This is a genomic window from Micromonospora sp. LOL_024 (assembly GCF_048060415.1).
In the GTDB taxonomy this organism is placed as follows: domain Bacteria; phylum Actinomycetota; class Actinomycetes; order Mycobacteriales; family Micromonosporaceae; genus Micromonospora.
In genome coordinates this window covers 42,832-66,077 of record NZ_JBHMIS010000005.1, presented here as the reverse complement: position 1 = coordinate 66,077, position 23,246 = coordinate 42,832, and the positions used below count along the sequence as shown (strand labels likewise).

The 23,246-nt window shown below is 72.6% G+C and carries 18 protein-coding genes and 1 pseudogene; 5 read left to right on the top strand and 14 right to left on the bottom strand.

Going from position 1 to position 23,246, the window contains the following annotated elements; all coding sequences use genetic code 11:
• Nucleotides 1–35: 35 nt before the first annotated feature.
• Together ACFHWY_RS08720 and gltB are read right to left on the bottom strand one after the other, a co-directional pair.
• Nucleotides 36–1,547: a glutamate synthase subunit beta gene (locus ACFHWY_RS08720; RefSeq protein ID WP_416579605.1), complete on the bottom strand. Its 1,512-nt coding sequence runs from the start codon at nucleotides 1,545–1,547 to the stop codon at nucleotides 36–38.
• Complete coding sequence (gene gltB / locus ACFHWY_RS08715) at nucleotides 1,540–6,267, bottom strand: glutamate synthase large subunit (protein WP_416579604.1); 4,728 nt, start codon at nucleotides 6,265–6,267, stop codon at nucleotides 1,540–1,542. The genes ACFHWY_RS08720 and gltB overlap by 8 nt, the downstream gene beginning before the upstream one ends.
• Nucleotides 6,268–6,414: 147 nt before the next feature.
• Between gltB and ACFHWY_RS08710 the strand changes: the two genes are divergently transcribed.
• On the top strand, nucleotides 6,415–7,260 hold the full coding sequence (locus ACFHWY_RS08710) for a GNAT family N-acetyltransferase (RefSeq protein ID WP_416579603.1): 846 nt from the start codon (nucleotides 6,415–6,417) through the stop codon (nucleotides 7,258–7,260).
• A gap of 114 nt (nucleotides 7,261–7,374) precedes the next feature.
• Here the strand turns inward: ACFHWY_RS08710 and ACFHWY_RS08705 are convergent, their stop codons facing one another.
• From ACFHWY_RS08705 to trpC, 5 genes are all read right to left on the bottom strand, one after another.
• Entirely contained in the window at nucleotides 7,375–8,556 is a 1,182-nt protein-coding gene (locus tag ACFHWY_RS08705; protein WP_416579602.1) for an FAD-dependent oxidoreductase, read from the bottom strand.
• A 16-nt stretch (nucleotides 8,557–8,572) separates the two neighbouring features.
• Nucleotides 8,573–9,670 carry a prolipoprotein diacylglyceryl transferase gene (gene lgt, locus ACFHWY_RS08700; RefSeq protein ID WP_416579601.1) on the bottom strand — a complete coding sequence of 366 codons (1,098 nt, stop codon included), beginning with the start codon at nucleotides 9,668–9,670 and terminating at the stop codon, nucleotides 8,573–8,575.
• A gap of 60 nt (nucleotides 9,671–9,730) precedes the next feature.
• On the bottom strand, nucleotides 9,731–10,534 hold the full coding sequence (gene trpA / locus ACFHWY_RS08695) for a tryptophan synthase subunit alpha (protein ID WP_416579600.1): 804 nt from the start codon (nucleotides 10,532–10,534) through the stop codon (nucleotides 9,731–9,733).
• Between the two features lie 73 nt (nucleotides 10,535–10,607).
• Complete coding sequence (gene trpB / locus ACFHWY_RS08690) at nucleotides 10,608–11,822, bottom strand: tryptophan synthase subunit beta (RefSeq protein WP_416579599.1); 1,215 nt, start codon at nucleotides 11,820–11,822, stop codon at nucleotides 10,608–10,610.
• Between the two features lie 35 nt (nucleotides 11,823–11,857).
• On the bottom strand, nucleotides 11,858–12,661 hold the full coding sequence (gene trpC / locus ACFHWY_RS08685; protein ID WP_416579751.1) for an indole-3-glycerol phosphate synthase TrpC: 804 nt from the start codon (nucleotides 12,659–12,661) through the stop codon (nucleotides 11,858–11,860).
• A gap of 441 nt (nucleotides 12,662–13,102) precedes the next feature.
• On the opposite strand from trpC, the gene ACFHWY_RS08680 reads away from it, so the two are divergent.
• Nucleotides 13,103–13,354, top strand: a complete 252-nt coding sequence (locus tag ACFHWY_RS08680) for a hypothetical protein (protein WP_416579598.1) — start codon at nucleotides 13,103–13,105, stop codon at nucleotides 13,352–13,354.
• A gap of 30 nt (nucleotides 13,355–13,384) precedes the next feature.
• On the opposite strand, the gene ACFHWY_RS08675 is transcribed toward ACFHWY_RS08680, so the two are convergent.
• The 5 genes and pseudogenes from ACFHWY_RS08675 to ACFHWY_RS08655 all read right to left on the bottom strand — a co-directional run bounded on the left by ACFHWY_RS08675 (nucleotide 13,385) and on the right by ACFHWY_RS08655 (nucleotide 17,343).
• Nucleotides 13,385–13,984, bottom strand: a complete 600-nt coding sequence (locus tag ACFHWY_RS08675; RefSeq protein ID WP_416579597.1) for a Trp biosynthesis-associated membrane protein — start codon at nucleotides 13,982–13,984, stop codon at nucleotides 13,385–13,387.
• Nucleotides 13,981–15,534 carry an anthranilate synthase component I gene (locus ACFHWY_RS08670; RefSeq protein WP_416579596.1) on the bottom strand — a complete coding sequence of 518 codons (1,554 nt, stop codon included), beginning with the start codon at nucleotides 15,532–15,534 and terminating at the stop codon, nucleotides 13,981–13,983. The genes ACFHWY_RS08675 and ACFHWY_RS08670 overlap by 4 nt, the downstream gene beginning before the upstream one ends.
• Nucleotides 15,531–15,950, bottom strand: a complete 420-nt coding sequence (gene hisI, locus ACFHWY_RS08665; protein ID WP_416579750.1) for a phosphoribosyl-AMP cyclohydrolase — start codon at nucleotides 15,948–15,950, stop codon at nucleotides 15,531–15,533. The genes ACFHWY_RS08670 and hisI overlap by 4 nt, the downstream gene beginning before the upstream one ends.
• 180 nt (nucleotides 15,951–16,130) lie before the next feature.
• Nucleotides 16,131–16,886, bottom strand: a pseudogene (locus ACFHWY_RS08660) (phosphoribosyl-AMP cyclohydrolase); the annotation flags it as partial.
• A 64-nt stretch (nucleotides 16,887–16,950) separates the two neighbouring features.
• Nucleotides 16,951–17,343: a MerR family transcriptional regulator gene (locus ACFHWY_RS08655; RefSeq protein WP_416579595.1), complete on the bottom strand. Its 393-nt coding sequence runs from the start codon at nucleotides 17,341–17,343 to the stop codon at nucleotides 16,951–16,953.
• Between the two features lie 113 nt (nucleotides 17,344–17,456).
• On the opposite strand from ACFHWY_RS08655, the gene ACFHWY_RS08650 reads away from it, so the two are divergent.
• From ACFHWY_RS08650 to ACFHWY_RS08640, 3 genes are read left to right on the top strand one after another with little or no spacing between them, the layout of a single operon-like run.
• Complete coding sequence (locus tag ACFHWY_RS08650; RefSeq protein WP_416579594.1) at nucleotides 17,457–18,191, top strand: ABC transporter ATP-binding protein; 735 nt, start codon at nucleotides 17,457–17,459, stop codon at nucleotides 18,189–18,191.
• Nucleotides 18,188–18,943, top strand: a complete 756-nt coding sequence (locus ACFHWY_RS08645) for an ABC transporter permease (protein WP_416579593.1) — start codon at nucleotides 18,188–18,190, stop codon at nucleotides 18,941–18,943. The genes ACFHWY_RS08650 and ACFHWY_RS08645 overlap by 4 nt, the downstream gene beginning before the upstream one ends.
• A gap of 13 nt (nucleotides 18,944–18,956) precedes the next feature.
• Complete coding sequence (locus ACFHWY_RS08640) at nucleotides 18,957–19,553, top strand: TetR family transcriptional regulator (protein ID WP_416579592.1); 597 nt, start codon at nucleotides 18,957–18,959, stop codon at nucleotides 19,551–19,553.
• A 15-nt stretch (nucleotides 19,554–19,568) separates the two neighbouring features.
• Here ACFHWY_RS08640 and ACFHWY_RS08635 read toward each other — a convergent pair whose 3' ends face one another.
• Together ACFHWY_RS08635 and ACFHWY_RS08630 are read right to left on the bottom strand one after the other, a co-directional pair.
• Nucleotides 19,569–21,341 (bottom strand): ABC transporter ATP-binding protein, encoded by a 1,773-nt coding sequence (locus ACFHWY_RS08635; protein ID WP_416579591.1) that lies wholly within the window; start codon nucleotides 21,339–21,341, stop codon nucleotides 19,569–19,571.
• 11 nt (nucleotides 21,342–21,352) lie between these two features.
• Nucleotides 21,353–23,194, bottom strand: coding sequence for an ABC transporter ATP-binding protein (locus ACFHWY_RS08630; RefSeq protein WP_416579590.1), 1,842 nt, complete (start codon nucleotides 23,192–23,194; stop codon nucleotides 21,353–21,355).
• Nucleotides 23,195–23,246 lie beyond the last annotated feature (52 nt).

Here is a 23,246-nt window from a genome sequence, read left to right as displayed (position 1 = left end):
TGCCATACGCCGGGCGTTGACAGGAGGGCCCCTGCTTACACGCTCAGGGGTTGGGCGGCGGGGTGCACGGGAGCCGGCAGGTGTGCCGTGCCGCCCAGGTAGGTGTGGATCGCCGCGGCGGCGGCCCGCCCCTCGGCGATCGCCCAGACGATCAACGATGCGCCACGGTGCATGTCGCCGGCCACGAAGACCCCGCCTGCCTCGGTCTGCCAGTCCAGCTGGGACTCGACAGCGCCGCGCGCATTACGGGACACCCCGAACTGGGCCAGCAACGGCTGTTCCTCAGTGCCCTCGAAACCGATCGCCAGCAGCACCAGGTCGGCCGGCAGCTCCCGCTCGGTGCCCGGCACGGTGGTGAGGATGCGCTGGCCGTCGCGCTTCTCGACGGTCACCTCGACGATCCGGACAGCCCGGACCGCGCCGGTGCCGTCGTCGACGAACTCCTCCACCGCGACCGCGAAGACCCGCTCGCCGCCCTCCTCGTGGGCCGGGTACTCGCGCAGCACCCACGGCCAGGTCGGCCACGGATCGCGCGCCTCGTCGCGGGTCCGCGGGGGGATCGGGTACAGGTCCAGCTGGTGCACACCGGCCGCACCCTGCCGGTGCGCAGTGCCGAGGCAGTCGGCCGCGGTGTCGCCGCCACCGATGATCACCACGTGTTTGCCGGCGGCGTCGATCGGCGTACCGTCCGACAGGGTGGCCAGGGCGGGACGGCCCTCGCCGGCCGCCGCGACCACCCGGTTCGCGGCCATCAGGTGTGCCATCGCCTGGTGCACGCCGCGCAGCTGCCGGCCCCGGGTGTCGGTGTCCCGGCCCTGCAACGCGCCGCAGGCGAGCAGCACCGCGTCGTGCTGGGAGCGCAACTGCTCGGCGGTGACGTCGACGCCGACGTTCACCGCGGTGCGGAAGACCACCCCCTCGGCGGCGAGCTGGGCCAGCCGGGCGTCGATGTGCCGCTTCTCCAGCTTGAAGTCGGGAATGCCGTACCGCAGGAGCCCGCCGATCGCGTCGTCGCGCTCGTACACCGTGACGGCGTGCCCGGCGCGGGCCAGTTGCTGGGCGGCGGCGAGCCCGGCGGGCCCGGAGCCGACCACGGCGACGGACCGGCCGGACGGCGTCGGCGCCGGACGCGGCAGCAAGCCACCCCGGGCCGACGCCGCGTCGGCGATCTCCACCTCGACCTGCTTGATGGTCACCGGCTGCCCTCCGGCGATGCCGAGCACGCAGGCGGCCTCGCAGGGTGCCGGGCAGAGCCGCCCGGTGAACTCGGGAAAGTTGTTCGTGGCGTGCAGCGACTCGACGGCCGCGTCCCAGTTGCCGGTGCGGACCAGGTCGTTCCAGTCCGGGATGCGGTTACCGAGCGGACAGCCCGCGGTTTCGCTGTGACAGAACGGGATGCCGCAGTCCATGCACCGGGTGGCCTGCTCGCGGATCAGCTCCTCGCCGGCCGGCGGGTAGACCTCACGCCAGTCGCTGATCCGGACCGGCACCGGCCTGCGGGCCGGCATCCGTCGCGAGTAACGCAGGAAACCGTTCGGGTCAGGCACGAGCCACCTCCTGAGCGACCGCCCGCGGGGCGGACAGCACCGGCTGGGACGAGTCGGCGGCGACCGGCCGTGGGGCCGGTGGCGCCAGCGCGCTCATCACCGCCTCGTCGACGTCCTGGCCGGCGGCTTCGGCGGCCCGCATGATCTCCATCACCCGACGGTAGTCCCGGGGAACCACGGCGGTGAACTCCTCCACCGCCTCCGGCCAACGCTTGAGCAGCTGCTCGGCGATCGCCGAGTCGGTCTCGGCGAAGTGCCGCTGCACCAGTCCGTGCAACCGCGCCCGCTCCTGCTCCCCGGGTGGGGCAAGGTCGACCAGCTCGGGGTTGACCCGCCGGCGGTCGAGGTTCCAGACGAACGCGGTGCCACCGGACATGCCGGCGGCGAAGTTGCGCCCGGTCGCGCCGAGCACCACCACCGTGCCGCCGGTCATGTACTCGCAGCCGTGGTCGCCGACGCCCTCGACGACCGCCACCGCGCCGGAGTTGCGCACCGCGAACCGCTCCCCCACCCGACCGCGCAGGAAGACCTCGCCCTCGGTGGCACCGTAGAGGATGGTGTTGCCGGCGATGATCTGGTCCTCGGCCCGAGCACCCGACTCGGCGTCGACGGCGACGAACGGTGCCGCTGCCGCCGGGCGGACGACGAGCCGACCACCGGACAGTCCCTTGCCGACGTAGTCGTTGGCGTCGCCGAGCAGGCGCAGGGTGACCCCGCGCGGCAGGAACGCGCCGAAGGACTGCCCTGCGGTGCCGTGCAGGGTGAACTCGATGGTGTCGATCGGCAGCCCGGCCCCGCCGAACCGGCGGGTCACCTCGCCTCCGAGCATCGCGCCGACACTGCGGTGCTCGTTGCGGATCGCCACCTCGGCGCGCACCGGGTTGACCTGCGTCCCGGCTCCGGGGGCCCGCAACGCGGGCAGCGCCAGCGCGATCAGCTCGTTGTCCAGTGCCAGCTCCAGGCCGTGGTCCTGGGTGCGGACGCCCCGACGGGCCGCACCCTCGGGCAGCTCCGGCAGGTGCAGCACCCGGTCGAGGTCGAGCCCGCTGGCCTTCCAGTGCTCGATCGCCGGTACGACGTCGAGCAGTTCGGTACGACCGATCGCCTCGTCGATGCTGCGCAGGCCCAGCTCGGCCAGGTAGCCGCGGATCTCCTCGGCGAGGAAGAGGAAGAAGTTCTCCACGAACTCCGGCTTGCCGGTGTAACGCTCGCGCAGCACCGGATTCTGGGTGGCGATGCCCACCGGACAGGTGTCCAGGTGACAGACCCGCATCATGATGCAGCCGGAGACGATCAACGGAGCGGTGGCGAAGCCGAACTCCTCGGCGCCGAGCAGCGCGGCGACGATCACGTCCCGGCCGGTCTTGAGCTGGCCGTCGACCTGCACGGTGACCCGGTCGCGCAGCTTGTTGAGCAGCAGCGTCTGCTGCGCCTCGGCCAGACCCAGCTCCCACGGGGTGCCGGCGTGCTTGAGCGAGTTCAGTGGCGAGGCTCCGGTGCCGCCGTCGTGGCCGGAGATCAGGATGACGTCGGCCTTGAGCTTGGCCACCCCGGCGGCGACCGTGCCGACACCGACCTCGCTGACCAGCTTGACGTGCACCCGGGCGGCCGGGTTGACGCATTTGAGGTCGTGCACCAGCTGGGCGAGGTCCTCGATGGAGTAGATGTCGTGGTGCGGTGGCGGCGAGATCAGGCCGACGCCGGGGGTGGCGTGCCGGGTACGGGCGATCCACGGCCACACCTTGTTGCCGGGCAGCTGCCCGCCCTCACCTGGCTTGGCCCCCTGGGCCATCTTGATCTGGAGGTCGTCGGCGTTGACGAGGTATTCGCTGGTGACGCCGAACCGGCCGCTGGCGATCTGCTTGACCGCTGAACGGCGGGCCGGGTCGTGCAGCCGGTCGACGTCCTCGCCGCCCTCGCCGGTGTTGGACTTGCCGCCGAGCCGGTTCATCGCGATGGCGAGGGTCTCGTGCGACTCGGCCGAGATCGAGCCGTACGACATGGCGCCGGTGGCGAACCGCTTGACGATCTCACTGGCCGGCTCGACCTCGTCGATCGGCACCGCCGGCCGCACGCCGCTGCGCAGCCGGAACAACCCCCGCAGCGAGCCCGACCTGACCGCCAGGTCGTCGACCTTGGCGGTGTAGTCACGGAAGACGTCGTACTGCCGGCTGCGGGTGGCGTGCTGGAGCAGGAAGACCGTCTCCGGGTTGAACAGGTGCAGCTCGCCCTCGCGGCGCCACTGGTACTCGCCGCCCACCGGGAGCAGATCGACGGCGGTCGCGCCCGGCGCCGGCCAGGCCAGCGCGTGCCGGGCGGCCACCTCGGCGTGGATGCCGTCGAGCCCGACGCCGCTGATGGTGCTCGGCGTGCCCCGGAAGTACCGCTCGACCAGCCGGGTGTGCAGCCCGACCGCCTCGAAGACCTGCGCGCCGCAGTACGACGACACCGTCGAGATGCCCATCTTGGACATGATTTTCAGCACGCCCTTGCCGAGCGCCTTCACGTAATTACGGATCGCGGTGCGCGCCTCGACCCCGGCCAGCACCCCGGTGGAGATCATGTCCTCCACCGACTCGAAGGCCAGGTACGGGTTGACGGCGGCGGCGCCGTACCCGATCAGCACGGCGGCGTGGTGCACCTCGCGGCAGTCGCCGGACTCGACAATCAGCGCCACCTGCGTCCGGGTCTGCTCCCGGACCAGGTGCTGGTGCACCGCCGCGGTGAGCAGCAGCGACGGGATCGGGGCGAGGTCGGCGTTGGAGTCGCGGTCGGAGAGCACCAGGATCCGTACGCCGTCCTCGATCGCCTCAGAGACGTGCCGGCAGATCTCGGTCAGCCGGGCCTTGATCCCGGCGCCGCCGTCGCGGATGCGGTACAGCCCGGAGACCCGCACCGCCTTGAACCCCGGCAGGTCGCCATCCTCGTCGATGGAGAGGATCTTCGCCAGCTCGTCGTTGTCGATCACCGGGTAGGGCAGCACGATCTGCCGGCAGCTCGCCGGCCCGGGGTCGAGCAGGTTGCCCTCCGGGCCGATGGTCGTGGCCAGGCTGGTCACCAGCTCCTCCCGGATGGCGTCCAGCGGCGGATTGGTGACCTGGGCGAACAGTTGGTGGAAGTAGTCGTAGAGCAGCCGTGGCCGGGTGGACAGCGGCGAGATCGGGGTGTCGGTACCCATCGAGCCGATCGGCTCGGCGCCGGTGCGGGCCATCGGCGCGAGCAGGATCTTCAGCTCCTCCTCGGTGTAGCCGAAGGTCTGCTGACGGCGGCGTACCGAGTCGTGGGTGAACACGGTGTGCTCGCGGGCCGGCAGGTCGTCCATCTCGATCAGGCCGGCGTGCAGCCAGTCGGCGTACGGCTGGGCGGCGGCCAGCTCGGTCTTGATCTCGTCGTCGTGCACGATCCGGCCAACGGTGGTGTCGACCAGGAACATCTTGCCCGGCTGGAGCCGGCCCTTGGCGACCACGCCGGCCGGGTCGAGGTCGAGCACGCCCGCCTCGCTGCCCAGCACCACGAGGCCGTCGGCGGTCTGCCACCACCTCCCCGGGCGCAGGCCGTTGCGGTCGAGCACCGCGCCGACGATCTCGCCGTCGGTGAAGGCGACCGAGGCCGGGCCGTCCCACGGCTCCATCAGGCTGGCGTGGAACCGGTAGAACGCCCGCTTGTCGGCGCGCATCTCCGGGTCGTTCTCCCACGCCTCGGGGATCATCATCAGCACCGCGTGCGGCAGGCTGCGCCCGGCCAGGTGCAGCAGTTCGAGGACCTCGTCGAAGTTGGCCGAGTCGGAGGCCCCCGGGGTGCAGACCGGGAAGACCCGCCGGATGTTGCCGGGCAACTCCGCCGTGCGCAGCAGCGCCTCGCGGGCCTGCATCCAGTTGCGGTTGCCGCGGATGGTGTTGATCTCGCCGTTGTGGGCGATGAAGCGGTACGGGTGCGCCAGCGGCCAGGACGGGAAGGTGTTGGTGGAGAACCGGGAGTGCACCAGGGCGATGGCGCTGTCCACCCGCTCGTCGGTGAGATCCGGGTAGAACGCCGGCAACTGGTCCGGGGTCAGCATGCCCTTGTAGATCATCGTCCGGCCGGACAGCGACGGGAAGTACGCCGCCACCCCGCGCTCGGCGGACTCGCGCTCGGCCTGCTTGCGGACGCAGAAGGCGACCCGCTCCAGCTCGATGCCGCGCAGCGGGGAGCCGGCCGGGCCGGCGGGAGTGCCGGTCAACCGGTTGGCGGCGAGGAAGATCTGGCGAACTCGGGGCATCGCCGCCAGGGCCGTCTCGCCGAGGTCCGACGGGTCCACCGGTACGTCCCGCCAACCGAGCACGTCAGCACCCTCGACCAGGGCGTACTTCTCGGTGACCTGGCGGGCACGGGCCTCGGCCGCGTCGTCGTCGGGCAGGAAGACCAGACCGGTGGCGTACTCGCCGGCCGGGGGCAGCGGGAAATCGACGACCGCCCGCAGGAACGCGTCCGGCACCTGGATCATGATGCCGGCGCCGTCGCCGGTGTTCGGTTCGGCGCCCCGGGCGCCCCGGTGGTCCAGCCGACACAGCGCGCCGAGCCCGTTGGCGACCACCGTGTGGGAGCGCCGGCCGTGCAGATCCGCCACGAAGGCAACTCCGCAGGCGTCGTGCTCACGGGAGCCGTCATAAAGGCCGGCAGGGGACGCCACCTGGCCTTTTGGCGGCGCCGGCTGGGGGCGGTGTGGGTACGCGAGGGCCACCGGGCCTCCTGTCGTCGCTCAGGGTGGATCATGGTCGGGACGACGTCGGCCCTGTATCGGACTATTGAGTCTACGTTAGGGCTCGGTGTACAAGGCCAGTGCAGATTGATCACACCGTCCAGACTCTGGGACGTGTAGTCTCGCGCGGTGGATACTCGGCACGCCGAACTGCTCGAGAGGCTGGAACGCTTCTATGACGCGGTGCCCCGGGACTCGGCCCGGGTGGAGGAACACGGTGCATGTGTCCTGTTCGTCCGCGAAGGCCCCGGGTGGCCGTTCTATGCCCGCCCGCGACGCGACGCGGGCCGGACGCCGTCGCTGGCCGACCTGACGGCGGTACGGGCCCGGCAGCGCGAACTCGGCCTGCCCGAGGCCCTCGAATGGGTACACGAGGTCAACCCGGAGCTACTCGCGGTGGCCCGCTCGGCGGGGCTGGCGGTGCTGGAGGCCCCGCTGATGGTGCTCGACCCGGCCGCCGTCGGCGATCCGGACGCCCTCTCCGACGTCCCGGTGCGGCTGCTGGCGGCTTCCGCGCCGGACCTCGCCGCGGAGGTGGCCAGCCGGCGGGCCGTCGCGGCGGTCGGGTTCTCCGCACCCGGCACCGGCCGGGGCGCGGCCGGCCCGGCCGCACGCGACGCCGCCATGATCGGGTTGGATGTGGCGGCGCTCGACGAGGAACGGGCCCGCATCACCGCCGGCAGCCGACTCTCGGCGTTGGCCGGCACCCCGGCGGAGGGCGCGCTGGCCAGCGGGATGGCCATGCGGGTCGGCGAGGTGGCGGAGATCGCCGGAGTGGCCACCCTACCCGCCGCCCGCCGGCGCGGCCTCGGGGCGGCGGTCACCGCCGCCCTGGCGCGAGCGTTGCTGGCCGCCGGCACCGACCTGGTCTTCCTCTCCGCCGGTAGCGAGGAGATCGCCCGGGTCTACCTGCGGGTCGGCTTCCGCCGCGTCGGCACCGCCTGCCTCGCCGAACCCGCGCCGGTCACCGCCTGATCCAACGCCGCGGTCCCGGCACCAACCAGGATCCGGTAGTCGGCGACGGAAGACCGGGCCTCGGAGACAGGCCCACCTCCGCGGGTTGTTGGGTGTGGGCGGGAGGCCGAAACGTCAGGCCGGCGGGCGCCACTGGGCGGCGACCGAGGAGGCGCTGCCGAGCAGGCGGGGAGTGATGGCGCCCAGGGCGGCGTCCCGGGCCCGCAGGGCCAGCCGGCCCCGGGTCTGTAACACGGCCGACATCCGGCGGGTCTGCCGGACCACGGCCGCCGCGCGGGGCCGCCGCGCCCGGTCGTACGCCACCACCGCGTCCGGCAGGGACGACTCGCGCAGCAGCGCGGCGAGCGTCGCGGCGTCCTCGAAGGCGAGGCAGGAACCCTGCCCAAGGTGCGGCGGCATGGCGTGGGCGGCGTCGCCGAGCAGCACCACGCCACCGGCGCCGACCGGGAAGCCGTACGAACGCGGCAGCGGACGCAGCTCCCGGATCTCGTGCTGCACGAGGTCGGCCGGTTCGGTCGCGGCCAGCAGCTCGTCGACCGGAACGGGCCAGCCGGCGTACCAGCGGCGCAACAACGCCAGCTGCTTTTCCGGCGGCTCCGGGCGGGGTGCGCCGGCCGCGGTCGCCATCCAGTAGATGCCACCCCGGCTGGAGGCGCCGGAAGAGCCGCGCTCACCCAGCGAGGCGGCCACGAAGCGGTAGCCGGCGCCGAGGATCTCACCGCCGACGGGACCGGGCAGGCTCGGCGCCCGGTACCACGGGATCACCGCCCGCCACGCGGCGCACCCGGAGCTGACCACCCCCGCCTCCGGGGCGAGCTGACGGCGGAGCACGCTGTCCGTGCCGTCGGCCGCGACGACCAGATCCGCCTGGTACGTGTGCCGGCCGTCACCGACCGCCGGGCGCTCGCCGGAAACCGCACGCACCGTCCGCACGGTCACTCCGGTACGCAACTCGACCCGCTCACCCAGGCCGGCGATCAGCGCGTCGTGCAGATCCTCCCGGTGCACCACCACGGGCAGACGCTCGGTCGGAGTCTGCCGGGGCTGCACCAGCCAGTGCCCGTCGGGGCGACGCACCCCACCGTCGCGCAGTCCGGTGGCGATGGCGTCCAAACCGGCACCGAGACTCAGGGAGCGCAGCGCACGGACCCCGTTGGGCCAGAGCACGACGGCGGTCGGCTCCGGACGGATCCGGTCGGCCCGTTCAAGCAGGGTGACCTGCCAACCCGAGCGGGCCAGCGCACCGGAGACGGCCAGACCGCCGAGCCCGCCGCCGACCACCACCGCGGTCCGCATGGCCTCGTCCCCGCTCTCAGCTGTCGCGATCGCTGGGCCGGGTCGCCGCAGACTCCGGCGCGTCGCCGTCGGCCGGGCCGCCGGCATCGTCAGCCGGGTCAGGCGGCGTCTCGCCGGTCTCACGCCAGCGCAGGAACTGCTCCTCGCCGACCACCCGGTAGCCCTCCGGCGTGGCCGGCCCGGTGCTGCCCTGCTTCGCCGACAGGTCCAGTTGGGAGACGTCGGAGGTGGCCGTCGGTGCGGTCGGGGTGGCCGAAACACCGATGGGGACGAGGTAGTCCCGTGGGCCACGAACCCGCAGGAAGTAGATGAGCGCGCCGAGGAAGACCAGGGCGGCGGTCCAGACGTTGAGTCGTACGCCGAGGATGGTGTTGGCCTCGTCGGTGCGCATCATCTCGATCCAGAACCGGCCGGCGGTGTAGCCCATCACGTAGAGCGCGAAGGCCCGGCCCCGGCCGAGCCGCAGCCTGCGGTCGAGGTAGAAGACCAGCGCCGCGACCCCGACGTTCCACAGCAACTCGTACGCGAAGGTGGGGTGGTAGAGCCCCTCCTCCAGGATCGGCTGGCCGGCCTCGTCACGCAGCGCCTGCCCGCCGTCCATCCGGTGGATCTCCAGCCCCCAGGGCAGGTCGGTCCGGCCACCGTACAGCTCGTTGTTGAACCAGTTGCCCAACCGGCCGATCGCCTGGGCCAGCGGCAGCCCCGGCGCCAGCGCGTCAGCGACCACGGTGAGCGGGATGCCCAGCTGCCGGGCGGCGATCCAGGCGCCGACCGCGCCACCGGCGACCGCCCCCCAGATGCCGAGCCCACCCTGGTGGATGAAGAACACCCTGATCCAGTCCCCGCCGGTGCCGAAGTATGCCTCCGGCGAGGTGATCACGTGGTAGATCCGGGCGCCGACGATGCCGGCGGGCACCGCGTAGACGGCGATGTCGAGCGTCGCGCCGGGGGCGACACCGCGCTGACGCAACCGCCGTTCGGTGAGCCAGCAGGCCACCGCGATGCCGGCCAGGATGAACAGCGCGTATGCCCGGATTGGAAACGGGCCGAGCTGCCACACGGCATTGCTCGGGCTGGGGATGGCGGCCAGGTGCGTCGGCGCGGCGAGACTCACGGGTGCACACGCTACCGCTGCGGACCCCCGTGGCGTCACCCCGGTCCGCGCCGAAACGGGTCAGCGCTCGGGCTGGCGCACACCTTCGGCAAGTTCGGCGCTGAGCGTACGCAGCGCTGAGCGGCCCGCCGCCTCGTCCGGCGCGTCGAGCACGCAGCGGACCAGGGCGCTGCCGACGATCACCGCATCGGCGTACCCGGCGACCGTGGCGGCCTGCGCCCCGGTGCCCACCCCCAGCCCCACCCCGACCGGCAGGTCGGTGACCTCCCGTACCCGGGACACCAGCACCGGCGCCGCCAGCGAGGTCTGCGACCGGGCACCGGTCACGCCCATGATCGCCGTGGCGTAGACGAAGCCGCGGCAGTGCCCGACCGTCATCGCCAGCCGTTCGTCGGTGGACGACGGGGCGACCAGGAAGGTGCGGTCCAGCCCGTGCGTGTCCGAGGCGGCCAACCACTCACCGGCCTCCTCGGGGATCAGGTCGGGCGTGATCAGCCCGGTGCCGCCGGCCGCGGCGAAGTCCCGCGCGAACGCGTCGACCCCGTACCGCTCGACCGGGTTCCAGTAGGTCATCGTCACCACCGGGGCGCCCGTGGCGGCCACCGCCTCGACGATACGCAACGTGTCTCGGGTCCGTACCCCGCCGGCCAGCGCGATGTCACTGGCCCGCTGGATGACCGGGCCGTCCATCACCGGGTCGGAGTAGGGAATCTCCACCTCGATCACGTCGACGCCGGCGGACACCATCGCCGTCATCGCGGCGATGCTGCCCTCGACCGTGGGGAAGCCGGCCGGCATGCAACCGACCAGTAGCGCCCGGCCGTCGGCCCGCGCCTTGTCGAAGGCGGCCCCGATGCGGCTCACGCCGGCACCCCGCTGCACCCCGTGCCGGCGTGCGGCACCACGACACCGAGCCCGATGGTCTGCTCGCTCACGGTCACTCCTTGTCGAGGATGCCGAAGTACTCACCGGCGGTGTGCACGTCCTTGTCGCCCCGGCCCGAGAGGTTGACCAGGATGGTGGGCTGGCGGCCCAGGTCCGCGGCGAGCTTCGGCGCGACCGCCAGGGTGCCGGCGAGGGCGTGTGCGCTCTCGATCGCCGGGATGATGCCCTCGGTGCGGCAGAGCAGCTCGAACGCGGCCATCGCCTCGTCGTCGGTGACCGGCTGGTAGCTGGCCCGGCCGGTGTCGTGCAGCCAGGCGTGCTCCGGGCCGACGCCCGGATAGTCCAGGCCGGCGGAGATCGAGTGTGACTCCTGCGTCTGGCCGTCGGCGTCCTGGAGCACGTAGGTGCGGGTGCCGTGCAGCACGCCGGTGGAGCCGCCGGTGATGCTGGCCGCGTGCCGTTGGGTAGCCACTCCGTCGCCGCCGGCCTCGAAGCCGTAGAGCGCGACCTGCGGGTCGCCCACGAAGGCGTGGAAGACGCCCAGTGCGTTGGAGCCACCGCCGACGCACGCGGTGACCGCGTCCGGCAGCCTGCCGGTGAGTTCGAGGCACTGCGCCCGGGCCTCGTCACCGATGCCCCGGACGAAGTCGCGGACCAGCGCCGGGAACGGATGCGGCCCGGCGGCGGTACCGATCAGATAGTGGGTCTCGTCGACGTTGGCGACCCAGTCCCGCATCGCCTCGTTCATCGCGTCCTTCAGGGTGCGCGACCCGGTGGTGACCGGCACGACCCTGGCGCCGAGCATCCGCATCCGAGCCACGTTCAGCGCTTGCCGCTCGGTGTCGACCTCGCCCATGTAGACCACGCAGTCCAGGTCGAACAGGGCGGCGGCGGTGGCCGCGGCGACACCGTGCTGACCTGCGCCGGTCTCGGCGATCACCCGCTTCTTGCCCATCCGCCTCGTCAGCAGCGCCTGGCCGAGCACGTTGCGCACCTTGTGCGCGCCGGTGTGGTTGAGGTCCTCGCGCTTGAGCAGCACCCGGGCGCCGGCCCGGGCGGAGAACCGGCGGGCCTCGTAGAGTAGCGACGGGGTGCCGGCGTAGTCGCGCAGCAGGGCACCGAACTCGTCTCGGAACGCCGCGTCGGCCATGGCCGCGCGGTGTGCCGCGCCCAGTTCGTCGAGCGCGGCGACCAGCGCCTCCGGCACGAACCGGCCGCCGAAGGGGCCGAAGTGACCGGCGGCGTCGGGGAACTGCTGCTCGCTCATCACCGCACTCCTCTCGCTGGGCGGGCCGGCGCGGCTCAGCGCGCCGGGCGGGGGGTGGCCGGGTGGTTGCCCGCGTTGACCAGTTCGGCCACCGCCTCCCGAGGGCTTTTCTGGGTGACCAGGCCCTCGCCGACGAGCACCGCGTCGGCACCGGCGGAGGCGTAGCGGATCAGGTCGTGCGGACCGCGTACGCCGGACTCGGCGATCTTGACGACGTGGCTCGGCAGGCCCGGCGCGATCCGCTCGAACACGGACCGGTCGACCGAAAGGGTACGCAGATCGCGGGCGTTGACCCCGATCACCTGCGCGCCGGCCTCCATGGCCCGGTCGGCCTCCTCCTCGTCGTGCACCTCGACCAGCGCGGTCATGCCCAGCGACTCGATCCGCTCCAGCAGGCCGACCAGCGCGTTCTGCTCCAGCGCGGCCACGATAAGCAGCACCAGGTCGGCCCCGTGCGCGCGGGCCTCGTGCACCTGGTAGCTGGAGACCACGAAATCCTTGCGCAGCACCGGAACGCTGACCGCCGCCCGCACCGCGGCGAGGTCGTCCAGCGAACCACCGAACCAGCGCCCCTCGGTGAGCACGCTGATCGCGCGGGCACCGCCGGCGGCGTAGTCGCCGGCCAGGTCCGCCGGGTCGGCGATCTCGGCCAACTTGCCCTTGGACGGCGAGGATCGCTTCACCTCGGCGATGACGGCGACGCCGGGTTTGCGCAGGGCCGCGTACGCGTCCAGCGGCGGCGGCGCGGCGGCGGCCAGTTCCCGGATCCGCTCCAGCGGAACCTCCTCCTGCCGCCGAACCACGTCCTCGCGGACGCCGGCCAGGATCTCGTCGAGCACGCTGGCGGGCGCCGCCGGAGCGGCTTCGGCCCCCTCCGCGTGCGGATGCTCAGCAGTCACCGTCGGACTCCCCTCTCCGGGTGTCATGGGCCGATGCTAGGTGGCCCGAGCTGGGGCCGACCGGCGGGGGTATGGCGCTCCTCACGAAATGGGCTGCGGCATAATGGCCGACTTGCGCGCACGCGCGGTGACTCAACGTCACCGCGCCATAGACGTTCACCCATGTCAGGGTCCGGCGGCATCCACCGGCCAAGCAGCACCGAGCCGCGTCGATGCTGTGACCAAGCTCAAGGACGAAGGTCTCGTTGCCTGCTCAGGTGGGTTGGCGCAGAGTTGACGGTGCAGTCATCACCACGAAACGTCGGCCGCGCAGCATCGTCCTCGGGCAAACTCGATGACGCGCCCGCCACACCGCCACGACGATCTCTCCCCGGGGTGATCATGAGTTCCTCCGTGCCGCACCCGACCATCGGACTCACCACCATCTCGCGCACCGTCGCCTCGCTCGCCGTCGGTGTCGTCCACACGCTGGAGCGGGCCATGGTCGGGCCGGACCGGACACGGACCGCGCGCGGCAACGCCTGGGAGGCCGTCTGCGCCGACCGGGCCCGAGCCGACCAGCGGGCCGAACTGGACCGGCTCATCGCGGAACTCGCCGCCGCGCGCAGCCGTGCCCGGCAGCCCGTCGGCTGACCACGGAGTTCGGGGACTTGGGACCACGCCCTATTTACGCGAACCCTCAGGATCCTCGCCCCGGGTGGTCGGGTCCTCGCCCCGGTCCAGGGCATCCCACGCCTCGACCGTCCCGGCCCCGGCGATCGGGCCGGCTGTCCGCCGCACCGACCCCGCTCCGCGCTCGTACCGGGTGCCCATCGTCGGCCAGCGGTCACCACGCGCCGCGGTAAGCAGCCCGCCGGCGGCCACCAGCAGCCCACCCAGCAGGCAGAGCGCCGGCAACAGCCGGGTGACCCGGCCACCGAGATCGGCGCCCAGCCCATAGCCCCCACCCGCGGCGAGGGCCAGCCCGAGCAGCGCCAGCAACCCGCCGAGCACCCGGCGGAGCCGGCCGCGGGTGGCCAGCAACGCGCCGCCGCCGGCCAGCCCGACCAGGGCCAGCGCCGGCAGCCACGGAAGCAGGTGCCCACCCGTGCGCCCCTCGTCCACCACCGGCAGCGGTCCTGGCCGATCGGACAGACCGGTCACCCAGGTGCTCCCCGCCGCCCACACCGCCAGCCCCGCGCCGGCCAGGCAGAGCAGCACCGCGTACGCGAGTTCACGCCGCCCCGCCCCGCCCGCCCCGCCCGCCCCGCCCGCCGCACTCACCGCGCGGGCCGGAGCGTTTCGGCGGCGGCGATGGCCGCGAGCACCGCAGCGGCCTTGCTCCGGGTCTCCCGGTCCTCCGCGGCCGGGTCGGAGTCGGCCACCACGCCGGCGCCGGCCTGCACATACGCCCGACCGGCCCGGATCAACGCGGTCCGGATCGCGATGGCCATGTCGAGGTCGCCACCGAAGCCGAAGTATCCGACCGTGCCGCCGTAGAGCCCGCGACGGACCGGCTCCAACTCCTCGATGATCTCCATTGCGCGTACCTTCGGCGCGCCGGAGAGAGTGCCCGCCGGGAAGGTCGCGGCGAGCGCGTCGAAGGCCGTCCGGTCCGCGCGCAGCACACCCACCACGGTGGAGACGATGTGCATGACGTGGCTGTACCGTTCGATCATCGCGAACTCCGGCACCTGGACGGTGCCCGGCCGACAGACCCGACCCAGGTCGTTACGACCCAGGTCGACCAGCATCACGTGCTCGGCGCGTTCCTTGGGGTCGGTGAGCAACTCGTCGGCGAGCCGGGCGTCGGCCTGCGGGGTCACGCCGCGCGGGCGGGTACCGGCGATCGGGTGCAGCAGTGCCCGCCGCTCGCCAGCCACCTCACCGGACACCTTCAGGTGCGCCTCCGGAGACGAACCGACGATGTCGAAGTCGTCGAAACGCAGCAGATACATGTACGGGCTGGGGTTGGTGGTGCGCAGCACCCGGTAGACGTCCAGCGGGTCGGCGTCGGTGTCACGTTCGAAGCGCTGGGCAAGCACGATCTGGAAGCACTCGCCGGCCCGGATCGCCTCCTTCGCCGCCTCGACCGCCTTCGGGTACCCACCCTCAGGGGTGCGGCTGCGCACCTCGCCGGCCGGCGGGCGCCCGACGGTGGCCACCATCGGTGGGATGGGCCGTGACAACGCCGTGGTCATCGCGTCCAGCCGGCCCACCGCGTGGTGGTACGCGGCGACGACCTGCTCCGCGCGGCCGGGCTCGTCGCCCGGTGGCAGGATCGCATTGGCCACCAGGATCGCCGAACCGTCGAAATGGTCCAGCACGACCAGGTCGGTGGCGAGCATCATGCCCAGCTCGGGCAGGCGCAGGTCGTCCTCGGTGAGCGCGGGCAGCCGCTCGAAGCGGCGGATCAGGTCGTATCCGAGATAGCCGACCAGGCCCCCGGTCAGCGGTGGCGTCCCGTCGCCCGGTTCGCCGGCCGGGCCGGCCAGCGCGGTCACCGTCGCGCGCAGCACCTCGACCGGATCGCCGGTGGTGGGCAGCCCGGCGGGCGGGTCACCGAGCCAGGCCGCCGAGCCGTCGCGCTCGACCAGCGTGGCGCTGCTGCGTACCCCGACGAAGGAGTACCGGGCCCAGCTCAGCCCGGCCGAGCCCACACCCTGCTCGGCGGATTCCAGCAGGAAGGTGCCCGGGCCGCCGGCCAGCTTGCGGTACACGCCGATCGGGGTCTCCGCGTCCGCGAGCAGGCGCCGGGTGACCGGCACCACCCGCCAACGCGAGGCCAGTTCGGCGAACGTGGCCGCGTCCGGGCTCACCCTCGCGTCGGTCACGAGATCACCTCCCCGATGACCGGCAGTTCGGTGAAGAAGCAGGTGCGCTGCCCGGTGTGGCACGCGGCGCCCACCTGGTCGACGCTGACCAGTACCGCGTCGCCGTCGCAGTCGAGCGCCACCGAGCGGACGTACTGGTGGTGGCCGGAGGTGGCGCCCTTGACCCAGTACTCGCGCCGGCTACGCGACCAGTAGGTCGCCCTACCGGTGGTCAGGGTGCGGTGCAGGGCCTCGTCGTCCATCCAGGCCACCATCAGCACCTCGCCGCTGTCGTGCTGGCGGACCACGGCGGCCACCAGGCCGTCGGGGGTGCGCCGCAGCCGGGCGACGATCGCCGGGTCGAGCCGCGAGGGCCTTTCCGGCGGCGCGGGCTGGTCGGGGTGGGCGCCGGTCACCGGCGCGTCAGGTACGGGCACAGTGACCCATTGTCCGGCACGCGGCGCGGGAACCTGAGCGGGCTCCCGGTTGCCGGTCGGCGTACCGCCGGCGGGCCGGCCCAGCTGGACCACGTAGCGCTCCAGGCGACCGTCGAGCAGGGCGTCGGCAAGATCCGGGCCGGCCACCCCGGCCACCTCCGCGGCGTAGGGGCGGATCAGCGGCAGGGTACCGGTGACCAGGCGGGCGGCGGCGGCCCACAGCTGGCCGATCGAGCCGGGCCGCAGGCCCAGGCAGCGCAGCATGTCCCCGCGGTAGCCGGCCGGCGCCACCGGTAGGTCGAGCGCGGCGGCGAAGGCCGACCGGCGGGAGACCACCCGTACCGACGGGTTCGCCAGCCGCAGTACCGACGGGCAGAGCCGGGCCAGGTCGACGGCGGCCAGCCGGGCGCCCAACGGATCCCCGGTGTCCCGGGCCGAGGCCACCTTGCCGAGGGTGGCGATCAGTTCCTCCAGCCGCGGCTCGTCCGCCGGCTGGCAGAGCACCTGCAGGTCGATCCGGTCACGCCAGTGCGGGTCCGCCCACAGCAGCCGGGCGGGGGCTGTCACCGGCAGCCCGAACGCCCAGTCGGCCGGCTCACTGAGCCGGTCCACCCAGGACCGGATGTCCCGGGCCGCGACCGACACGTGGGTCAGCCGGCCGGAGTGCTCCGCGAAGTACGCCCGGCGAGCGGCGTACGGTGCTCCGCCGACCAGCACGTCGACGTCGACGTCGCTGTGTGCGGTGGCGGCCCGCCGGGCGTGGCTGCCGCGCAACAGGATGCCGACCACGGGCCGGTCGGCGGTGGCCCTCAGCCGCGCGGCCCAGGCCTCGAAAAACCCACTGTCCGGTGACGGAGCGTGATCCACTACGCCATCGTGCCGCACGTCCGTTCCGGGTGCAATGACCGGTGACGGACTCGGTGTCCGGTAGATCATTCGTGCCCGTGATAACTCCGATTACCGCCCGGGGTGGGCCGCTTCATCCGGCTCGTCCGGGCCGTCAGTCGAACTCGCCCTGCTCCGCCCTGCGGTAGTGGTCGATCTTGAAGTCGAGCACCTTGAGGTCCTCCTCCAGCTCGGCCATCTGCGCCAGCACCCGCAACCGGTGCTCCTCGAACAGCCCGCGCCGGGCACCGAGCGTGCCGTCACCCTGCCGAGCCAGCTCGACGTAGCGGCGCATGTCCCGCACCGGCATGCCGGTGCGTCGCAGCCGGGTGAGCAGCAGCAGCCAGTCGACGTCCCGCGGAGTGTAGCGACGCCGTCCGGCCGAATCCCGGCCCACCGGCTCGACCAGCCCCTCCTGCTCGTACCAGCGCAGCGTGTGGGTGCTCAGGCCGACCCGCTGGGCCGCCTCACCGACGGTGCAGGTCGCCTCCCGCGTACCGATGTCCATCCCGTCAGGCTCCCAGCACCGACCCGGCACGCGCGACCCGGGAGGTCTTGCCACCTCGACCAGATTTCAACTACCGTTGATTTCAACACAGGATGAGTTATGGGAGGCAGGCGATGGACGACGCGATCGCCCTCCGCGGACTGGTCGTCGACCGGGGCGGGCGGCGGGTGCTGGCCGGGATCGACGCTGCGGTCCCGCGCGGCTCGGTCACCGGCCTGCTCGGGCCGAGCGGCAGCGGCAAGACCACCCTGATGCGCGCGGTCGTCGGGGTTCAGGTGATCACCTCCGGCACGGTGACCGTGCTGGGCGTTCCTGCCGGCTCGGGCCAACTACGCCACCAGGTCGGCTACCTGACCCAGGCACCGAGCGTCTACGCAGACCTGACGGTGCGGGAGAACGCCCGCTACTTCGCAGCCCTGCACGGACGCGGCCGGGCCGCGGCCGACCGGGCGGTGGCCGACGTCGGGCTGGCGGCAGCGACGAACCAGTTGGTGGGCACCCTGTCCGGCGGACAACGCAGCCGGGCGTCGCTGGCCTGCGCACTGGTCGGCGAGCCGGAGCTGATCGTGCTCGACGAGCCCACCGTCGGCCAGGATCCGGTGCTGCGGGCCGACCTCTGGTCCCGCTTCCACGAGCTGGCAGCCGCCGGGACGACGCTGCTGGTGTCGAGCCATGTGATGGACGAGGCGGCCCGCTGCGACCGACTGCTGCTCATCCGCGACGGGCGGCTGATCGCCGACGACACGCCGGACGGGGTCCGGTCCACCACGGGGACGGACGATCTCGACGCGGCGTTCCTACGACTGATCCGGGCGAGCGAGGCCGGCCGGGCCGGGGAGGCGTCATGAACCCACGGATCCTGTCCACCACCGTCGTGCGCATCCTGCGCCAGCTGCGCCACGACCGACGGACCGTGGCGCTGCTGGCGGTCGTGCCCACCGTGCTACTCACCCTCGTCTACTACATGTACGCCGACCAGCCCGCCCCGCCGGGGCAGCCGTCCAGCTTCGACCAGATCGCACTTGTGATGCTCGGCTTCTTCCCGTTCATCATCATGTTCCTGGTGACCAGCATCGCCATGCTCCGCGAACGGACCACCGGCACGCTGGAACGGCTGCTCACCACCCCGCTGGGCAAGACCGACTTGCTCTTCGGCTACGGCATCGCCTTCGGGCTGGCCGGCGCCGCGCAGGCCACCGTCGCCTCGGCCGTGGCGTACTGGATCTTCGATCTGGACACCGCCGGAGGCTCCGGCCTGGTGATCATGATGGCCGCGCTGAACGCGGTGCTCGCGGTCGCGCTCGGGCTGCTCTGCAGCGCCTTCGCCCGCACGGAGTTCCAAGCCGTCCAGTTCATGCCGGTCGTGGTCGCCCCGCAGCTGCTGCTCTGCGGCCTGTTCGTGCCACGCGACGAGATGGCCGGCTGGTTGCAGGCGATCAGCGACGTACTGCCACTGTCGTACGCCGTCGAGGCCCTCCAGGAGGTCGGCGCGCACGCCGAACCGACCGGCACGATGTGGCGCGACGTGGCGGTCGTCGCAGGCGCGGCGGTGCTGGCGCTGGTCCTCGCCGCGGCCACCCTTCGCCGACGTAGCGGCTGACCGGGGCAGCGCGATGGTACGGCGAACCGGGCGGCGGCCCGGCAACCCCGGGACGCGGGAGGCGATCCTCGACGCGGCCCGGACCGTGTTCGCGCAACGCGGCTTCGACGCCAGCACGATCCGGACCATCGCCGGCGCCGCCGAGGTGGATCCCGCCCTGGTGCACCACTACTACGGCAGCAAGGACCAGCTCTTCCTGGCCGCCATGCGGGCGCCGGTCGACCCCGGGGAACTGCTGCCGACGGTGCTCGCCGGTGACCAGGACGGGCTCGGCGAACGGCTGGTCCGCATGTTCCTCTCGGTGTGGGACTCGCCGGCCGGCACCGCCGGGGTGGCTCTGCTGCGCTCGGCGGTGAGCAACGAGTGGACCGCCCGGATGCTCCGCGAGTTCCTGACCACCCAGGTGTTGCGGCGGGTCCTCGACCATCTCGACGTCGACCCGGCCGAGCTGCCGCTGCGCGGGGCACTGGTGGCCAGCCAGCTGATCGGGCTCGGCGTGATGCGGCACGTGATCCGCCTGGAACCCGTCGCCTCAGCCCCGCCGGAGACCCTGGTCGCCACGGTCGGCCCGACAGTCCAGCGCTACCTCACCGGCGAGCTGCCCCGGTGAACAGTTCGGCCCCGGCTACCGGGTCTGCTCCAACCAGGAGGCGTAGAGCAGCCCGTACACCGAATCCGGGTCACGGACCAACTCGTCGTGCGGGCCCCGCTGCACTATCCGGCCCCGATCCACCACGATCACCTCGTCGGCGCCCTGCGCGGTCGACAGCCGGTGCGCGATGGCCAGCGTCGTCCGGCCCCGCGTCACCGCGTCCAGGGTCCGCTGCAGCCGCACCTCGGTCGCCGGATCGACAGCGCTGGTCGCCTCGTCCAGCACCAGCAGGTCCGGATCGGCCACGTACGCCCGGGCCAACGCGACCAACTGGCGCTCCCCCACGCTCAACGCCTCGCCTCGCTCCCCCACACCGGTGGCCAACCCGGCGGGCAACCCGTCCAGCCAGTCGGCCAGACCCAGCTCGGTGAAGGCGGCGGTGAGCTGCTCGTCAGTCAGCTCCGGACGGGCGAAACGGACGTTGTCGGCGACCGTGGCGTCGAACAGGAAGCCGTCTTGCGGGACCATCACCACCCGGGAACGCAGCGAGTCGAAGCGGACATCGGTCAGCGGCACCCCGGACAGCAGCACCGCCCCCGCCGTCGGGTCCATCAGCCGGGTGAGCAGCTTGGCGAAGGTGGTCTTGCCGCTGCCCGTCTCACCGACCACGGCCACCCGGCTCTTCGCGGGAATCTCCAAACTCACGTCGTGCAGAACGGTCGGTGAGTCGGGATAGGCGAAACGCACCTTCGCGAAGCGAATGTCCAGCGGACCGGCGGGCAGGTCGCGGCCGCTCTGGCCCGGGTCGGCCACATCCGGGGCCACGTCCAACACGTCCAGCACCCGACGCCAGCCCGCGATCGCGTTCTGCGCCTCGTTGAGCACCTCCGTCGCGATCTGCACCGGCTGGATGAAGAGCGTGACCAGGAAGAGGAACGCGGTGACCTCACCGATGCTCAACGTCCGGTCGGCGCCGAGGAAAACCCCGAGCACCACCACACCGGCCAAGGCCATCCCGGCGGCCAGCTCACCGACGGAACTGCCGAAGATGCTGATCCGGATCGCCCTCTGCTGAGCCCGCCGCTGGCCGTCGATCGCCTCGTCAAGCCGCCGGGAGGTCCGCCCCGCGATGCCGTACGCCCGGATCACCGGCGCCCCGACCACGCTCTCACCGACCGCAGCCAGCAACGCGCCGGTACGCTGCCGGACCACCCCGTAGGCCGCGGCCAGCCGTCGTTGCAACACCCGGATCACCAGAACCGCCGGCACGAAGGCGGCGAAGACCACCAGGGTCAGCTGCCAGGAGTACGCCAGCATCACGGCGGTGGTGACGACAAGCTGCCCGAGGTTGACCAGCAGGATCACCCCGCCCCACTGGAGGAACTGGGTGATCTGGTCGACGTCGCTGGTGACCCGGGAGACCAGCGAGCCCCGCCGCTCCGACTGCTGGTGCAGCATCGACAGGTCGTGCACGTGCCGGAAGGCCCGTACCCGAACCCCGGCCAACGCCGTCTCACTGACCGTGAACAGCCGGCGCATCATCAGATAGCCGCAGAGCGTGGTCACCACCAGCACACCGGCGGTGACCGACACCACCACGAACAACGCGTCCAGGTCGAGCCCGTCGGCGATGCCCCGGTCGATGCCCTGCTGCACTGCCACCGGCACCGCCACCCGGCCGACCATGTAGACCAACGCCAGGCCCAGCGTGGCGGCCAGCCCCACCCGCAGCTCGGGAGAGAGCGACAGGCCACGGCGCAACGTCCGCCAGGTCGACTCGGGCGGCTCCGGCGCAACATCAGTCATCGGCCTCGCGCTCACCGGTCCACCTCCAGGGGGGAGATCAGTGGGGTGACCTCGTCGTACGTGCGCTGCCGCTCGGGGTCGACCTCGGCCTGCTCGTAGGCGGTGACCAGGTTGGTGTAGCCGGGCACGGTGGCCAACAGTGCTGCGTGGGTGCCCCGGGCCACGACCCGCCCGTGCTCCAGGTAGATGACCTCGTCGGCGAGGGCGATGGTGGCCCGGCGGTAGGCCACCACCAGGATCGACGCGGCCGGCCCACCGGTCGCGGACGAGCGCAGCCCGGCCAGAATGGCGGCCTCCACCCGGGGGTCGACCGCGCTGGTCGCGTCGTCGAGCACCAGCAGGCGAGGCCGCCCGGCCAGCGCCCGGGCGAGGGTGAGCCGCTGCCGTTGACCTCCGGAAAGCGAGGTGCCCCGCTCACCGACCATGGTGTCCAGGCCGGCGGGCAGGGCGGCGACGAACCCGTCGGCCTCGGCCAGGCGCAACGCGGCCCAGACTGCCTCGTCGTCGATGCCCGGACGGTCCAGCGAGACGTTGGCCCGGACGGTGTCGTCGAAGACGAACGGCACCTGCGCCACCAGCGCGGCGGTGCCCGCCAACGAGTCCGCGGCCAGCTCGCGCACGTCCACACCGTCGAGGCCGACCGTGCCGGAGCGCGGATCCACCAGCCGCACCGCCAGCGTCGCGATTGTGGACTTGCCGGCACCGGTCGGCCCCACCAGAGCGACGATCCTCCCGGCTCCGACGCTGAAGGTGACCTCGCCGAGCACCTCGGCACCGGACAGGTGCGCCTCGGCCGGATCGTAGGCGAACCCGACGTCGGTGAAGCTGAGCGTGGCGGGCCCACCGGCCGAATCCAGCCGGGTGTCGCCGTACGGCATCTCGCCGGTGGCGTCGAGCACCCGGCGGACCCGGTCCCAGCCGGCGACGCTGCGCGGCAGCTCGGCCAGCACCCAGCCGATGGCCCGTACCGGGAAGGCCAGCACGGTGAACAGGAAAGCGACACTGATCAGCTCGGACACCTCGATGGCACCCTGCCGCAGGCGGTACGCGCCGACCACCAGTACGGCGAGGGTGCCGAGGCTGGGCAGTGTCTCCAACATCGGGTCGAAGATGCCGCGCAGCCGGCCGACGGAGATCAGCGCGTCGCGCAACTGGCCGGCGTGGGATGCGAAACGGGCCGTCTCCTGAGCCTCCCGGCCCATCGTCTTGACCACCAGTGCGCCATCGAAGCTCTCGTGGGCGATGCCGCTGACCTCTGCCCGCAGCCGCTGCGCACGCGCCTGACGCGGCGCCATCCGGCGGGAGTACGCGACGTTCAGCGCGAACAGCGCCGGGAAGACGGTCAGCCCGACCAGCGCCAGCGCCCAATCGACGGCGAACAGCGATACCACCGCGCCGACCAGCATCACCAGCGTGCCGACCGCGAAGGGCAACGGGGCGATCGGATTCCAGGCGGCCTCGACGTCGGAGTTGGCGTTGGACAGCAACGTGCCGGTGGCGTTGCGGTGGTGCCAGGACAGCGGCAGTTCCAGGTAGCGGCGGGTGACCCGGCGGCGGTAGGCGGCCTGGAGCCGGTACTGCATGTAGCCTGCGCCGAGCCGGCGACCGACGATCCCGACCACCCGCATCACGCTCAGCCCGAGCAGCAGGGCGGCGGCCAGGGCCAGCGCGCCCAGCCCCACCGAGCCGGTCTCCACCGCCGGGACCACCACGTCGCCGACCACCCCGCCGACCACGAACGCGCTGGCGACCACCATCAGGCCGAACAGCACGCTTCCGGAGACCGCGACCGCGAAGATCCTCGGCTGTTCCCGGATAGCCCGTCCCAGGACGCTCAGTCCGCGGCTGAGCACTTCCCGACTAGTCCCACTCGCCACATTCTCCCCCGCCGTAAGCCGCCGATCC

Bases quoted from the DNA above. Each gene is read 5' to 3' on its own strand.
- ACFHWY_RS08680 (WP_416579598.1), top strand. From the start codon at position 13,103: ATGAGTTCCTCCGTGCCGCACCCGACCATCGGACTCACCACCATCTCG.
- ACFHWY_RS08705 (WP_416579602.1), bottom strand. From the start codon at position 8,556: ATGCGGACCGCGGTGGTGGTCGGCGGCGGGCTCGGCGGTCTGGCCGTC.
- ACFHWY_RS08650 (WP_416579594.1), top strand. From the start codon at position 17,457: ATGGACGACGCGATCGCCCTCCGCGGACTGGTCGTCGACCGGGGCGGG.
- ACFHWY_RS08635 (WP_416579591.1), bottom strand. From the start codon at position 21,341: ATGACTGATGTTGCGCCGGAGCCGCCCGAGTCGACCTGGCGGACGTTG.
- ACFHWY_RS08640 (WP_416579592.1), top strand. From the start codon at position 18,957: ATGGTACGGCGAACCGGGCGGCGGCCCGGCAACCCCGGGACGCGGGAG.
- ACFHWY_RS08645 (WP_416579593.1), top strand. From the start codon at position 18,188: ATGAACCCACGGATCCTGTCCACCACCGTCGTGCGCATCCTGCGCCAG.
- trpB (WP_416579599.1), bottom strand. From the start codon at position 11,822: ATGAGCGAGCAGCAGTTCCCCGACGCCGCCGGTCACTTCGGCCCCTTC.
- ACFHWY_RS08655 (WP_416579595.1), bottom strand. From the start codon at position 17,343: ATGGACATCGGTACGCGGGAGGCGACCTGCACCGTCGGTGAGGCGGCC.